This is a genomic window from Pseudoalteromonas sp. HF66 (assembly GCF_011806445.1).
GTDB lineage: Bacteria > Pseudomonadota > Gammaproteobacteria > Enterobacterales > Alteromonadaceae > Pseudoalteromonas > Pseudoalteromonas apostichopi.
On record NZ_JAATOU010000018.1, the window covers coordinates 16,690 to 32,197 of the forward strand.

The following is a 15,508-nucleotide window of genomic DNA, read 5'->3' on the forward strand; positions in this document are numbered from 1 at the left end:
CGCAGTCCTGATGCGATACAAATAATAAACAAGCTTATGCTAAATATAGCCACAACATAGTGGTCCAGGGAGAATCAAATGTTAAATAATAAAGTTTCAAAAGCAGTTCGCTTAGCGCTTGCTTTTGGTACAGCTTCAACAGCTGCGTTTTCTGTAAACTCTTATGCTGCAGAAGAAGAAGCAGTAGAAAAAGTTGAACGTATTGAAGTTACAGGTTCACGTATCAAACGTACTGATATTGAGACTGCAAGCCCAGTACAAGTTACAACAGCTGAAGATATCGAAGTTGCTGGTTTTACTCGTGTTGAAGACATGATGAACAGCTTGCCTCAACTTGAAGCTTCAAGTACTGCATTCCAATCAAATGGTGCTTCTGGTACTGCTACTCTTGATTTACGTGGTATGGGCTCACAACGTACCTTAGTACTTATCAATGGTCGTCGTATGCAAGCAGGTGGTATCTATAGCCAATCTGCAGATATCAACCAAATCCCAGCAGCACTTATCAAACGTGTTGATGTTATGACTGGTGGTGGTTCATCAACTTATGGTGCTGACGCAGTAGCGGGTGTTGTAAACTTCGTAATGGACGATCAATTCGAAGGTTTCGAAGTAAACTTAGGCTCAACAGCTTATCAACATGATAACGATAACGAGTACATCCAAGGTTTAATGGATGAAAAAGGTTTTGAATACGAAAGCGGTAACACTGGTTTTGATGGTTCATCGTTTGATTTCTCTGCTACGCTAGGTGGTTCATTCGATAGCGGTAAAGGTCATGCTGTAGGTTATTTTACTTACAACAAACAAAACGAATTACGTCAAGGTTCACGTGATTACTCATCTTGTGCATTATCTTCTACAGGTACTTCATGTGGTGGTTCTGGTAACGCAGTTGTTCCTAACTTCTATATCGCTGGTGTTACAGATGCTGGTGGCTTCAATTGGGATGATTACGATTACTGGACACTAGGTACTGATAGCAGCTTCATTCCTTCAAGCGGCAACCTATATAACTATGCGCCAGTTAACCACTTTATGCGTCCAGATGAACGTCATACACTTGGTTTATTTGCTAACTATGAAGTAAATGATAACTTCCACCCGTTCATTGAAGCTATGTTCATGCGTGACCGTACTTCTGCACAAATCGCAGAATCTGGTACGTTCTTCAACGAAAATTATGTAATGGATTATGATAGCCCATTACTAACTGATGCACAGCGTCAAAACCTAACTGACCGTTTCGGTTTAACTTCAGGTGACCAATTTGCAACTTACATCGGTAAACGTAACGTTGAAGGTGGTCCTCGTGTTAACCAACTTGAGCATAGCTCATTCCGTTTAGTATTAGGTAGTAAAGGTGAAATTAGTGACCTTTGGTCATATGAAGCGTTCATGCAATATGGTTCAACTTCTTCATCTTCTGCATACGAAAATGACTTCTTCGGTCCACGTATCAGTACAGCTCTTTCTGCAAATGGTGAAGATTGTGCGGCAACTTCAGGTTGTATTCCATATGAAGTATTTACTTACCAAGGTGTTTCAGCTGAAGCAGCTGGTGCACTAACAGGTACTGCGATCCTTAACGGTGTAACAGAACAGTTTATCGTAAGTGGTTTCGTAACAGGTGAATTTGAATTTGGTCTACCTTCTTCTGATTACCCAATTGCAGCAGTATTTGGTGCTGAGTACCGCGAAGAGACATTCGGCCGTACAGCGGATGAAGTTTACGCGCAAGGTCTACTACTTGGTCAAGGTGGTCCAACTAAGAGCCTTAACGGTGAGTACGATGTAACAGAATTCTTCGGTGAGTTAAGCTTACCAATCGTTGAAGGCATCACTGGTGTTGAAAGCCTATTAATCGACTTAGGCTATCGTTGGTCTGATTACAGCACTTCAGGTTCAGAGCCTACTTATAAAGTAGCAATGAACTGGGATGTAACTGAAAACTGGAAAATCCGTTCAAGCTACAACCGTGCAGTACGTTCAGCAAACAATGGTGAATTATTTGCTCAACAAAGCCGTGGCTTATGGGGTGGTGTAGATCCATGTGCGACTGCAACTCCAGAACTTAGCCAATCAGCTTGTGCAAACACAGGTGTTTCAGCTTCTCAGTATGGTAGCATCGGTAAGAGCCCTGCGGATCAGTACAACGGTTTCTTCGGTGGTAACCCAGAACTTCGTCCTGAAATTGCAGACACAATCACCCTAGGTGTTGTTGGTAACCCATTTGAAGATTTCAACTTCTCAATCGACTACTGGGATATCGACCTTGAAGACGCAATCGGTGCAATTGACCCTGAGTTAATCGTTCGTCAATGTGGTCTAACAGGCGATGCACAGTTCTGTGATAAGATTGAACGTACACCTGGTAGCGGTAGCTTATGGGTTGGTTCTGGTCAAGTTGTTGCAACTAACACTAACTTAGGTAACATTCACTTTGAAGGTATCGATTTAAGTGCTAACTACGACATGGAAATTGGCGGTGGTACACTTTCGACTAGCCTAATCGGTACTTACATGATGACTAAAGAATATGAAGATATTCCAGGTGTAAGTGAACCGTATGATTGTGTTGATACACTAGACAATGGCTGTTTCCCACAACCAGAATGGCGTCATGTTCTTAGCGCAAGCTACGACACTGGCAGCTGGTGGAAAGCGACAGCTAAATGGCGCTTCTTTAGTGGCGTGAATGATTACACTGGTTCTGACACATTAGTTCAAGACGGTATCGGTTCACAAAGCTACCTTGACCTTAAGGGTTCATTCACAATCAATGATTACACTCGTGTTCTTGTTGGTGTGAATAACGTATTAGATAGAGAGCCACCATTAGTAGGCGGTACATTATCTACAAATGGTAACGCAGTAGCTGGTTACTACGACACACTTGGTCGTTACTTCCACGCAAGCGTTTCATTAAAATTCTAATTTGAATTAATTAATGTATGATAAAGCGAGCTTCGGCTCGCTTTTTTTATGGGGAAGCTTTTTTTATGGGGAAACAATGACATCAGAACAACACACGTTTACCCAAGCTGTTGCTTTACTTCAGCAAGGTAAAGTTAGCCAGGGGATAGAATTATTAAAACCGTTAACACATAACAGTGAGTTTGCTGAAAAAGCGTTACAGATTCTCTTTAAAGTTGCTATGCAGCAACAAGACACTGAAACAGCCATTTCTTATTGCCAGCAACTGGTATCAATTGCTCCTACAAAGTTTGATTACGTACTGACCCTAGTACAATTAAGTTTAAGTTGTGGTGAGCTAGAAATTGCAAAAAACGCGCTATTACCTTTATATGAGACAAACCCGCAGCAAGCTGATATTTGTTTTCAGCTAGGTAAAATAGAAAGAAAGCTTGATAACGCAGATGCAGCATTAACTTATCTAGATCAAGCGAGGGTTTTGTCTGAGCAGTTTAAAGTACCTGCTTTAATCGAAATCTCTTTTGTCCATAATGATCAACTACATCAGCCAGATTCAGCAATAAAGTATTTAGAACAGGCAATTAGTGCTGATAGTAATAATCTGCAAGCCCACTTTGCATTGGCAAATATTTATGAACAACTCGGTGATAAAGACAAGGCTAAGAAGGGATTTCAACAGGTTTTAAAAATAGATGCATTTAATGCGATGGCTCAAGCAAGATTGGCCGATATTGAAACCTTCACTGAACGCGATGCAATTGACTATGAACGAGCAAGCTTAGCCATATTACAGCGGGAATCAGATGATATAGCGTGTGCTGATATTTATTATGCACTTGGTAAAGTATTTAATGATTGCAAAAATTATCAGCAAGCTTGGCATTATTATGTAAAAGCTAATCATTACAATAAAAAGTATTTACCAGCCTATGATCGCCAATCTGTTGAGAAGATTACTGACTACACCTTAGCTCGTAATATTGTTCTGCAAGAAGCGAATAGCTCAATAACACCAATTATAATTTGCGGTATGTTTCGTTCTGGCTCAACACTAATTGAACAAATCATCAGCTCTAACGAGCAAATAGCGGCAGGTGGTGAAATTGCCTATTTACATTCATCGTTATTCAATTTAATTGGCGATGAAAAGGCTCTTGCTAATAAGGCTAAAGAGCCTGAATTTATTGATGGTTATAAAGAACAATTAACCTTAAGAGCTGAAGGTGCGCTTTATGTAACAGATAAACGCCCTGAAAATTACCTTTACTTAGACATTATCAAGCAGCTATATCCAAAAGCTAAGATTATCTGGACAGAGCGAGATATTAAAGACAATAGCTTATCAGCTTTTTTCCAGCATTTAGGTCCAAGTTTAAATTATGCTGTATCGCTAAACGATACATTGCATCATTACGAGCAGCAACAACGAATTAAGTCACATTGGCAGTCGCGTTTTGGCGATGATATTTTTACTCTGAATTACGACCAGCTCGTTTGCTCACCTGAGCAAGTGTTAGAACAGTTGTTTAGTTTTTTAGGGCTAGAATACTCTGATGAAGCCCAGCGGTTTCATAATAAATCTGGCACTGTAAGTACAGCGAGTGTCTGGCAGGTTAGAAAACCACTTTATAAGTCTTCGTCAGGTCGTTTTGTAAATTATCTAAAGCATATACAGGCTGATGAGAAATCCTATTTAGATGCAAAAGCGCTTTTAAATAGATAACAGCTAATTAGAGGAAAAGACCATCAGTTTGATGGTCTTTTTTTTCACTATTTTAAGGGCATGATATCGCAAGGAATTGTTAGCCTAGGACTCTTACTTTTGAGTTGGTAAGTGCCATGCCAAATATAGCTAGGGAAAATAATAATATGACCTTCTTCTGGGCATATTTCACGAGCAATAGATTCTCGATCACCTAAGTTAAGACTTGTTTCCCCCAGTTTTAACCAACCATTTTTAGTCGGATCATCTTTACTCATTTCATCAGGAATAGAAATATAGCTCGGAGCCGATAACCAACCTTGTGGGTGAATATGGTTAGCATGAAAACCACCTTGTTCTAGTTTGACAGACCAACTACCTTTGGCAACAAAGCGTTGATGGTTACGTGCCAATAGAGGATGGTTAGCATCTTCTGGCAGCTGCTGCAGATATTGGTTTATGCATGTCGTCATTGATGACTTAAATAAATCAATGAGTTGATTAGAGCGGTGCAACAGGTGACCCTGCGTTTGACTGCCACTGCGCACACTTTGATCTAATGGTTGTAGTTTATTGGTGTGTAGGCCAATCATTAGCTCTTGCAGTTGTTTATTGAAATCGCCATACGTTTTAAAACCATGCGGGGCAGGAAGCTCCATTACCTTAACGAATTTATCAAGGTTAGTTAACCAATGATATTTATCATTATTTGATAGTCGCCAAGCAATACTTAAATATGCCCAAAGCTCTTGGTTATTAGGATTAAATTTTACTGCGGTTTCTAAATGAGAGATCGCTGAGCTGTAATCGCCTTGTTGTATGTAAAAGTTTGCTAAATCAATACAGTAACGAGCATTTTGTGGGGCTGCTTTGACTAGTTGCTGAAGGAGTGAAAATGCTTTTTCTGCTTCTCCTGTTTTATCAAGAAGAATACTATGGGCATGAAGTAAATCTAAGTTCTGCGGATGGCTTTGTGTTGCTTTACTACTTATAAGTAACGCTTCTTCTAACTTGTCTAATTGCAGCAATTGACCAATTTGAGAATGGATTAAAACAGGGTTAGCATCATAGTTTTTAAAAGTATGGGCATATGAACTCATCAACTGGTTTTGTGAGTGTTCCCAGTAGAGCTTATTAAGACTTTCATGTGCAGGTACATAGTTAGGAGCAAGCTCTAAGCATGCCTTGAGGTGAGCTTGTGCATGTTCATATTGTTGTAAATCATAATGTGTACAACCAACTATATAATGTAATTCAGCACTTGGTTGCTGTTTTAAAAGCATTTTCAAAAGCTCCAATGCTTTGTCAAATTTACCCAAATTACGATAATTACACGCTTCTTTATAAACGAAATGAAATTGCCCCTTTAATTGGGCTGGTAATTTTGTTTGAAAATAGTCTTCGATACGTTGTAAATCACCCAATCGCTCGAAAAGCTCTAGAGCGAGCCAGTGATATCGAACTAATGAAGTTTGCGAAGGGGATCTTTCGTTAATAAACAGCTCAGCCTTCAGTAATTCGTCTTGGTTAATTAGACTTTCGATATAATTAAGTCGTGGCTTTTCGAGTGACAAAGAAGCTGTGTTGTATTCACAAAACTGAATACACTCTGCATACTTTTTTTGTTTACAAAGTAGATTGGTGTAGTTGTCTAAAAGGCCAACATGATTACTAAATTGGCTAAGGCCTTTTAAATAACACTGCTCTGCTTCAATAGTTTTGTTTACAGCTGATAAACATAAGCTATTCAATGTATACCAATCAGCGGTTTTATTTGTATGTAAAGAAAGGAGTTGTAATGCCTGCACATATTGTTGTTGATTAAATGCGTGCAAAGCTCTTTGCAATGTATTATTCACTCGTACACCCTGTTTTTGCTTTATGTTAACAGGGCGTACAGTAAAGTAAAATATTACTCTTGATTTACATCAAGGTCTTTGATTTCTACTGTACCTTTAATGCGTTCTCTTTGTTTATAAAGCTTGCGAATTTTCTTCCAAACTTGTGGTGGATATCGACCAAATTGAGCTAGCCGCTTCGTTAAGGGATCGGTGATATAGCTTCCGTCTGCTGCACGATATCCATATGTTATTCCACCTATACCTTCTAACGGAGCCCTGTTAATAGCTGCAGAGGCTCCATAGGCTCTATGCGTGCGATATAAATCCACGATATGCCAATCATCTATTGTAAGCTTAAACCCTTTAGATGACTCTACAGCATCTTTTAAAGAGCCATTAGTATAGTGTTCAATATGAGACTTTAAATCTTGTTCAAAGTCGTCAAACAAGGCTTCTGTTTGCTGGTAGTAGACGGATATGTAAAGCCTATCTTTCCCTTTAATTTGCATACCTCGGTTAGAATTAACAAATTCCTCACCATTGTCTGCTAGTTGGTAATACACTTTGCTTCCTACATAGGCTTCTGGGCGAAGATTTGGGCTGCCGATATTCCCTTGATGAAAGCCGTACATTACAATCGGTTTACTTTTGCCAAACTTTTTAAAGACAATGTTGTGTTGTATGTCATTTAAAGACAGGCTATGTCCCATAACAGTAATAAATTCCTCATCAAGTAATGAATTATCACCAAATAATAAATCTTCAGTACTGAAGATAGGGTAGTGCTCAATGAGTTTCTCTAATAATGCTGTGGTATATAAATTTAGCCAATAAGCGAGTTGCTCAGATAGGACGAGCTCATTAAGAGGGATTTGTTCAGGAACTTGTTCAAGGCTCAGACGTATTTTTCTAAAACCAGTTTTCAGGTTTGCCTTTACAACTTCTTCATAATAAAAACGGTTTGCTTCTAAAGCAGTATCGTTATTTTTATGTGCTCGGGTGCGTGTCCCAATGCTTGATTGGCCTTTTCGAAAACCTCGGTCTGAGCGGCCTAAGTCAATAACAGTGATTTTAAGCAACTGATCTAAATCACCATAAGATATTGTTAAATCATTATCTAAGCCGAAATCGGCAAATTCTTCTGGTAGAGTGTCTAGTTTTGCTGATGAGTATGCAGTAAAGAAAATTGTGGTAATTAATAAGAGTGGTTTAAGCATAGCGAACTCCCTGTTCAGAAAAAGCCACCCATCACATTCTTTTGACGAGTGGCTATCTTATTTTAATTCTTTGAATCAAGATCCTTAATCTCAACAGAGCCACTGTTGTCTTGGCGCTTTAAATTAAGTTTTTTGATTTTTTCTAACATTTCAGGAGAAAAACGACCAAAATCCATGGTGCGCATCATAATTGAATCAGTAATGTGACTAACGTTTACTGCCCCAATACCAGCGCCACTACCTTCAGGGCCGATAGGTACTGCAGAGTTGCTTACAACAGCATTTAGCATTGCCGCAGGGTTAGTTGATGCAGAACCGCCATAATCACGGTCGGTGCCATATAAATCAGTGATACTCCAATCTTCAATATCAATTTTGAAGCGCTTGGCGTATTTAACATCGCTTTTCATTTGACCTTCAGCATAGTCTTCTAAGTGCTCACGTAAGTCATTTTCGAAATCTGAAAATAAAGACTCAGCTTGTTCATAATACTTAGACACATAAAGGCGGTTTTTACGCTTAATTTGCATGCCTCGATTTGAGTTTACAAACTCTTCACCATTTTCAACAAGTTGATGGTAAACCTTGCTACCTTTATACGCTTCATCTCGAAGGTTTGGGCTACCAATGTTACCTTGATAAAAGCCATACATAACAATTGGCTTCTTTTTACCGAATTTTTCAAAAACAATTTTATGTTGAATATCATTGAGTGAAAGTTTGTAACCGGCAACGGTTAAAAACTCATCTTCTAAAATTGAGTCATCACCAAAAAGAAGATCTTCCGTATCACGAACAGGGTAGTGTTCAATTAACTTTTCAACCATCGCTGTATTATATAGGTTAAGCCAATATGCCAATTGTTCATCAAGGCTTAAATCGTTTAATGACACTTCACTCGGTACCTTTTCTAGGCTAAGCCTAATTTTGTGAAATCCATCTTTTATGTCTGATTTAACAACCCCTTCGAAGAAAAAACGATTGGCTTCAAGCGCAGTATCATTATTTTTGTGGGATTTCATGCGTGTGCCAATAGAGGATTGAGATTTACGAGAACTTCGATCTGATTTCCCCATATCTATTACGGTCATTTCAAGTAGCTTATCGAGATCCTCGTACGAGACTTTAATGTCACGATTGAGACTAAAGTCAGAAAACTCTTCTGGGAGTTCATTTATTTTTGCATACGAAGAAAGTGAGCAAAAAGTAAATGTAATTAGTAATAATTGTTTAATCATGGTTTTTCCTTGTTGTTTTAACAATCTAACTATTGCTGATTGTTACATTTTTTTCAAGTGAACATGTACCGAATATATAACTGGATCCAATGTTTACCCTAGTAAATAAGGAGGTGTTGTAAATTGTTGGTTAAGTTGTCTTTCTGTTTGTGGTTAATAGAATGTTCATTCTATTAACTTTTGCATTTTTAAGTCTTGATTTTATCATTACCCTTTAATTTGACCTGTTTAATTGTGAATTGACCGTAATTACTGGGTGTTTATTTTTTTATTTTTATTTTTTACCAGATAAAAAATCTAAAACAACAAAGCTTTAATTATTGCTTTTATTGCAATTAATTGGTTGGTTTTGTGCTTGTACCTATATTAATGCCAGAAATGTGGATTTTTAAATTCTTTTATAACTTGTTGTAAACACTGTCATGCTCTTTGTAATTCAAGGGATTTAAAGGTGTTAATGTTGTTTTTTTATTTTGGGTGTTCTTATATTTATTGTTAAAAGTTGAACTTTTGCGTTACTGAAGTGTTGACCTTTGAGAGTCGCGAGTATTATTATCATGGCTCAAAATGACTGTGTAATATGCATTTATTTTGAATAACTATAAATATTCCATGAATAACATGGACCAGGGAGAATCAAATGTTAAATAATAAAGTTTCAAAAGCTGTTCGCTTAGCGGTTGCTTTTGGTGCAGCTTCTACTGCTGCATTTTCTGCAAGCTCATTTGCAGCAGACGAAGAAAACGCAGAAAAAGTTGAACGTATTCAAGTTACAGGTTCACGCATCAAACAAGTAGACCTTGAAAACAGCTCTCCAGTAACTGTTTTATCAGCTGCAGAAATTAGCCTTTCAGGTGAGCCTACAGTTGCTGACGTTTTAAATAACCTTGCTTCTAACTCTTTCGGTTCTTGGAAGGGTGTATCTGGTTACGGCGCAGGTGGTGCAGCATCTTCTAACATCAACTTACGTGGCCTGGGTTCTGATGCGACACTTGTATTATTAGACGGTCGTCGTATGCCTGGTACAAGTTCATCTTCAGGTTCATCAGCAGATACTTCAATTATCCCAATGGCAGTTGTTGAGCGTGTTGAAATCCTTCGTGATGGCGCATCAGCTGTTTATGGTTCATCTGCAGTTGCTGGTGTAATCAATATCATCACAAAGAAAGATTTTGATGGCGTTAGCGTTAAATACGATTACGAGGTACCTAAAGTAGAAGGTGGCGAAAGCAAAACTTTCTCAATTACTTCAGGTTATACATCTGAAAAAGGTAATATCATTTTCACGTATGAGAACTCACGTGACAACGCAATCTTCGACAAAGAAATTTGGGCGATGGACGATCCTACGTACGGTGCGTACAGTGGTTATAGCCATGTACCAAACTATCGAATTGGTGGTGCAGGTAGCTACATCTCAAACCCAGAGTTATGTGATCAAACAGCTGACGTAGTGAATGCTATGGATGAAAATGGCGTTGGCGGTTGTTTATATAACTACGGTAACGTTACAAAATTCTACCCAGACGTAGAAAATAACTCATTCTTAACAAACTTTAACTATGAACTAACTGATAACATCCGTTTTGTTGGCCGTGCAATGGCAAGTTTCAACGAAACAAATTCACGTTATGCTGGTACTCCAGTATCTACGGGTGCTGTATGGATGGACGCTGACAACCAGTATAACCCAGAAGGCGAAGACATCCGTCTTTACATGCGCTCTGTACCAATTGGTAACCGTGACACTAAAACAGAAGTTGTTACAACTGATATCGTACTAGGTCTTGAAGGTTTCACTGATATTGGCAATGGCCTTGATTGGGAAATCAACTACCAAAATAGCATTTCTAAAACAAACGTTTTCGGTAGTAACCTAGTTAACGACGTAATGTTACAAAACGCGATTGATTCTGGTGAGTACGATATTCTTAATACTACTGGTATGAGCTACGATGAGTGGAACACTCAATTAACTGATTTATACCAATATGCAGCGCACACTGGTACTTATGAAGGTCGTTACGAAAGTCAACAAATTGATGGTTTAGTGTCTACTACTTTTGTTGATAACGGTGACTTCGTTATTGCTGGTGTTGTTGGTGCTGAATTTGAAGAAATTGATTTCACTCAAGTATCTGATCCTGAATCTGCAAATGGTTTCATCTCTGGTGGTTCAGGCGGTGATGACGTGTATGCAACTCGTGACCGTACTGCTGCTTACATGGAAATCCAAGCAAGCTTACCATACGAAATTGATGTAACAGTTGCTGGTCGTTATGAGAAATACGAACAGTCTGGTATGACAAACCTTGGTGAAAAGAGCACTACATTCGATAAAGTTGTTCCAAAAGTAGGTGTTACTTGGCGTCCAACTGAAACATTATTAATCCGTGGTTCTTGGGGTGAGTCTTTCCGTGCTCCTAACATGGGCGAAATGTTCCAGTCTTATGCATTAAGTTTCCCAACTGTTCGTGATACAGCATGGTGTGATGCTAACCCAGGTCAAGCACTAGAAGGTTACTGTTCTGACGCTGGTGAGCAAGTAGCGACATGGTTCGGTGGTAATGCAAACCTTACTGAAGAAACAGGTGATTCTACGACTCTTGGTTTCGTATGGGATATCGTTGATGGTTTAGCCGTAGAATTAACTTACTACGATATCAGCTACGAGAACCGTATTGATGACGTAAGCACTACTGAGCTTCTACGTATTGAACAAGAAGAGGGTGGTTTAGGTTCTACGCCAGATGCTATCGACCGTGCTAATGGTAATGGTCAAATTGATTACATCTACACAGGTTATATCAATAAAGCATCACTACAAACGTCTGGTATCGACTTCTCAACTCGTTACAAGCATGAAACTAGCTTCGGTGACTTCGGTGTTATGCTAAACGTTTCTAAAGTTATGGAATTTGAAGAGAAAGCTGACAAAGATGCAGAACCATTTGATTATGCAGGTCTTCAAGATTACCCAGATTGGAAAGCTGATTTAGGTGTTAGCTACTCTTATGAAGACTACAGTGCGTCTTGGACTATGTTCTACGTAGGTGCACAAGAGTCTGGTAATGAAGAGTGGGGTGTTGATTACCTTGCTGATGTACCTTCATACTTCAAGCATAATGCTCAGTTCACATACACTGCACCAACAAATACTAAAATTTCTGTAGGTGTTAACAACGTATTTGATAAGAAAGCTCCTTCTTGGTATGACGGCTTCCGTGACTACCGTGATTCAAGCTGGTCATTATACGATCAAACAGGTCGTTCAATGTACCTTCGTTTAGAACAAAAATTCTAAACTTTGAAAACAAATTAGTATAAGCAATAAAACCCCGCGACATCGCGGGGTTTTTTTTGTTTAATTCTCGTTTCTCAATACTTAAAAATGGATTCATCAATATTAGTTGTTGTTAAAACCGCTGTGCTTCGGTTTGCAAAAACTTAATTACAAACCTTTTGTCTTAGTCTGATTTTGTGCAAACAGTCGTTCTTTCTAAGAAAAATCTTTAAGTTATCGAATAAAGTTCCCAGTAAATAGTGTTGTTGTTTTCGCAAAAACGAAAGCTTATTGGTTTTGTTTTTTGGAACTATCTTTTAGAGCTTTAATGGTTTTTTTATTGTGTTAAAAAGGCTGTGTCGGTTATTTTAAAATTAGTTTGTCCCTATTTTTAAAATAGCGGTTAATGGTGTATGAATGGTTTTGGGAGTATTTTTAGATATAACGAATTACTGGATTTTACATTAAAAAACAAAGGTTAAAAAACTGTTGACCAAAAGTTGTCCCTGATATTAGTATTTAATTCCCTTATAGGGTACTAGTACCTCTTTAAGGGTTAAAATAAATTAATAAAGTCATAACATGGATATGACCAGGGAGAATCAAATGTTAAATAATCAAGTTTCAAAAGCAGTTCGCTTAGCGATTGCTTTTGGTGCAGCGTCAACTGCTGCATTTTCAGCAACGAGCTATGCTGCTGATGATAAAGGTGTAGAAGAAGTTGAACGTATCGCCGTAACAGGTTCACGTATTAAACGAACTGACTTAGAAGGCTCAATTCCTGTAACAGTTATTGACCGTGCTTCAATCGACTTTTCAGGTCAAACTTCAGTTTCTGATTTGATCCGTAATACAAGCTTTAACTCAGCAGGTTCATTCCGACCTCAATCTGGTAGTTCAGCTCAAGGTGTTTCGCAAGTTAACTTACGTGGTTTAGGCGCATCTCGCTCTTTAATCCTTGTAGATGGTCGTCGTCTTCCTAAATCACCATCAACTGGTAATTCTCAAGACTTAAACTCAATCCCTATGGCTGCTGTAGAGCGTATCGAGATTTTATCTGATGGTGCTTCAGCTGTTTATGGTTCTGATGCGATTGCGGGTGTAATCAACATTATTACTCGAAAAAACTTTAATGGTGTTGAGGTACGTCTAGGTGCGGGCGATGTAAGTCTTCCTGAAGAAGGTGGTGACCGTGAGGAAGGCTCTGTAGTTTTCGGCTCATCAAGCGATAATGCATCAGTGATTGGTGGTATTTCTTGGAATAGCCGCGATATTATTTATGAACACGATTACCCTTGGGTTCAACCTGGTGCATCTAGCTTTGGTGTGAACGCTTTAAAAGAAGCTGGTTACAGATCTATCATTTCTCAAGAAGAATGTGACAGCTTAGAAAACTTCATGTATGGCTCTACGGGTGCCTGTGGTTATAACTTCAACGCAACCAATGCTAATGAAGCATCAACAGGTAACCAATCTGCTTTCCTAAAAGCAGAATATGAGATAAATGACGATTGGAAAATCTTCTCGCATACTCTTGTTTCTAAAACAAAATCATTTGGTCGATATGCTCCTTCTTTGAATGATGCAGGTGATGCAGCTTTCTTATCAGATGATAGCCCTAACAACCCTATTAACCCAAATAGCCCTTTTTACGATGCAGAATTTGCAAGCTATATGGCTGATAAACGAGCTGGTGAAATTGCCAATGGCGATGATCCAAGTTTAGTTCAAATCCGTCACCGCTTTGCTGCATTGGGTAACCGTGATAACAACGTAGATAACTGGTCTACAGATTTCTTATTCGGTGCTGAAGGTTCAATTGGTGATGTTTTTGTTGATTTTGGTGCACGTAAGACTAAAACTAAAACATACGAAATCGGTCGCAACTACTTAATGGGTAGTAATGCCCGTGCTGCAATGGATAGTGGCGCTTATATGTTAAATGACCCATTTGGTGATCGTTTTACAACGGATACTGAGAAGAGCGATTATCAAGAGCTTTTAAGCGGTCTTAAAGTAACTACTTCTCGTATTGGTGAATTCAATCAAGAAGAGCTATTCGCGTCAGCATCATTCGATGTCATTGAAATTGGCGGTGGTATGATTCAAGCGGTAGTCGGTGCAGAATACCGTAAAGAAGAGTATCAAGATACTTATGATTCACTTTCAGAAGCTGGTCAAGTCGGTGGTTCATCAGGTAACAGTGCGGGTGGCTCTCGTGACGTTAAAGGTGCTTACTTCGAAGCATTGTTCCCGTTAATGGATGATCTTGAGATGACTCTTGCTGGCCGTTATGATGAATATTCAGATTACGGTAGTGATTTCTCGCCAAAAATCTCGTTTAAATACGATGTAATGGAAGGTTTAGTTCTTCGTGCTTCTTATGGGGAAGGCTTCCGTGCTCCAACACTTGATATCACGACAGCTAAGCCAGCACCTGACAACCCAAATGTTAGCGATGACCCTTCTTGTCTAAACTTTGGTCTTGAAGCTGGTTGTGACGTTCAAGTTAACGCAGTTACGCTTGCTAACCCAGAAATTGGTTCTGAAACATCTAAACAAACGTCAATAGGTTTAGCTTATCAACCAACAGATTGGTTAAACTTCTCTGCAGATTATTATGATATTGAAATATCAAATATGATCCGTTTCTTTGGCGCAACAACTATTCTTAACCGTGAACAAACAGGTGACCCAATTCCTGCAGGTTTAGGTGTAGAGCGCTTAAGCAATGGTGGTATCGACTTAATCACTCAAGGTTATGCTAACGAAGGTAGCTGGTCTATAAATGGTTTAGACTTGAACTTGAATACAACGTTTGATTTTGGTGATGCGGGTACATTCAAGCAAACTCTACAATGGAGTCACCAGTTTGAAAGCGTTGTAGATGGCGGCCGTAATACACTTAAAGATCCAGGTGAGCCTCAAGACCGTGCTGTTCTTAACAATACGTATACTTGGAGTGACTTTGACTTTGTATGGAATATCAATTTAATTGGTAAGCAATATGAAGACGTGACTCAAAATGATGATGGTTCTTTAGATAAGACAGGTAATATTGCAACTTGGGTAACACATGATTTGCAAGTTACATATAACATGTCTACGGGTACGCAGATTTCTCTAGGTATGCAAAATGCCTTTGAGAAAGAGCCGCAATTAAGCCCATTTGGCGGTCGTAACTATAACTTCGATTTATATGACGCATACGGACGTATTACATACCTTCGCTTCCGTCAATCATTCTAAATAAAACAATATGAGGGGTGGGCTTAAGCCCACCTTTTTTT

The 15,508-nt window shown here is 38.8% G+C and carries 7 protein-coding genes; 4 read left to right on the plus strand and 3 right to left on the minus strand.

Annotated features, from left to right (window positions below; translation table 11 throughout):
- The first annotated feature begins 78 nt into the window (after nt 1-78).
- Entirely contained in the window at nt 79-2,937 is a 2,859-nt protein-coding gene (locus tag HCZ11_RS15720) for a TonB-dependent receptor (protein WP_130051832.1), read from the plus strand.
- 76 nt (nt 2,938-3,013) lie between these two features.
- A complete protein-coding gene (locus HCZ11_RS15725) occupies nt 3,014-4,660 on the plus strand; it encodes a tetratricopeptide repeat-containing sulfotransferase family protein (RefSeq protein ID WP_167658861.1) in 1,647 nt (548 codons plus the stop codon).
- Nucleotides 4,661-4,707: 47 nt separating this feature from the next.
- Here the strand turns inward: HCZ11_RS15725 and HCZ11_RS15730 are convergent, their stop codons facing one another.
- The 3 genes from HCZ11_RS15730 to HCZ11_RS15740 all read right to left on the minus strand — a co-directional run bounded on the left by HCZ11_RS15730 (nt 4,708) and on the right by HCZ11_RS15740 (nt 8,935).
- Nucleotides 4,708-6,498, minus strand: a complete 1,791-nt coding sequence (locus tag HCZ11_RS15730; RefSeq protein WP_167658862.1) for a putative 2OG-Fe(II) oxygenase — start codon at nt 6,496-6,498, stop codon at nt 4,708-4,710.
- 53 nt (nt 6,499-6,551) lie between these two features.
- Complete coding sequence (locus HCZ11_RS15735) at nt 6,552-7,697, minus strand: DUF547 domain-containing protein (RefSeq protein ID WP_167658863.1); 1,146 nt, start codon at nt 7,695-7,697, stop codon at nt 6,552-6,554.
- Nucleotides 7,698-7,759: 62 nt separating this feature from the next.
- Nucleotides 7,760-8,935: a DUF547 domain-containing protein gene (locus tag HCZ11_RS15740; protein WP_130051828.1), complete on the minus strand. Its 1,176-nt coding sequence runs from the start codon at nt 8,933-8,935 to the stop codon at nt 7,760-7,762.
- 640 nt (nt 8,936-9,575) lie between these two features.
- On the opposite strand from HCZ11_RS15740, the gene HCZ11_RS15745 reads away from it, so the two are divergent.
- Both HCZ11_RS15745 and HCZ11_RS15750 read left to right on the plus strand, forming a co-directional pair.
- Nucleotides 9,576-12,239 carry a TonB-dependent receptor gene (locus HCZ11_RS15745; protein ID WP_167658864.1) on the plus strand — a complete coding sequence of 888 codons (2,664 nt, stop codon included), beginning with the start codon at nt 9,576-9,578 and terminating at the stop codon, nt 12,237-12,239.
- Nucleotides 12,240-12,824: 585 nt separating this feature from the next.
- On the plus strand, nt 12,825-15,467 hold the full coding sequence (locus HCZ11_RS15750) for a TonB-dependent receptor (RefSeq protein WP_167658865.1): 2,643 nt from the start codon (nt 12,825-12,827) through the stop codon (nt 15,465-15,467).
- Nucleotides 15,468-15,508: the final 41 nt, after the last annotated feature.

Excerpts from the sequence above, each read along its gene's own strand:
- HCZ11_RS15725 (WP_167658861.1), top strand. The coding sequence starts at position 3,014 with ATGACATCAGAACAACACACGTTTACCCAAGCTGTTGCTTTACTTCAG.
- HCZ11_RS15735 (WP_167658863.1), bottom strand. The coding sequence starts at position 7,697 with ATGCTTAAACCACTCTTATTAATTACCACAATTTTCTTTACTGCATAC.
- HCZ11_RS15750 (WP_167658865.1), top strand. The coding sequence starts at position 12,825 with ATGTTAAATAATCAAGTTTCAAAAGCAGTTCGCTTAGCGATTGCTTTT.
- HCZ11_RS15740 (WP_130051828.1), bottom strand. The coding sequence starts at position 8,935 with ATGATTAAACAATTATTACTAATTACATTTACTTTTTGCTCACTTTCT.
- HCZ11_RS15745 (WP_167658864.1), top strand. The coding sequence starts at position 9,576 with ATGTTAAATAATAAAGTTTCAAAAGCTGTTCGCTTAGCGGTTGCTTTT.
- HCZ11_RS15720 (WP_130051832.1), top strand. The coding sequence starts at position 79 with ATGTTAAATAATAAAGTTTCAAAAGCAGTTCGCTTAGCGCTTGCTTTT.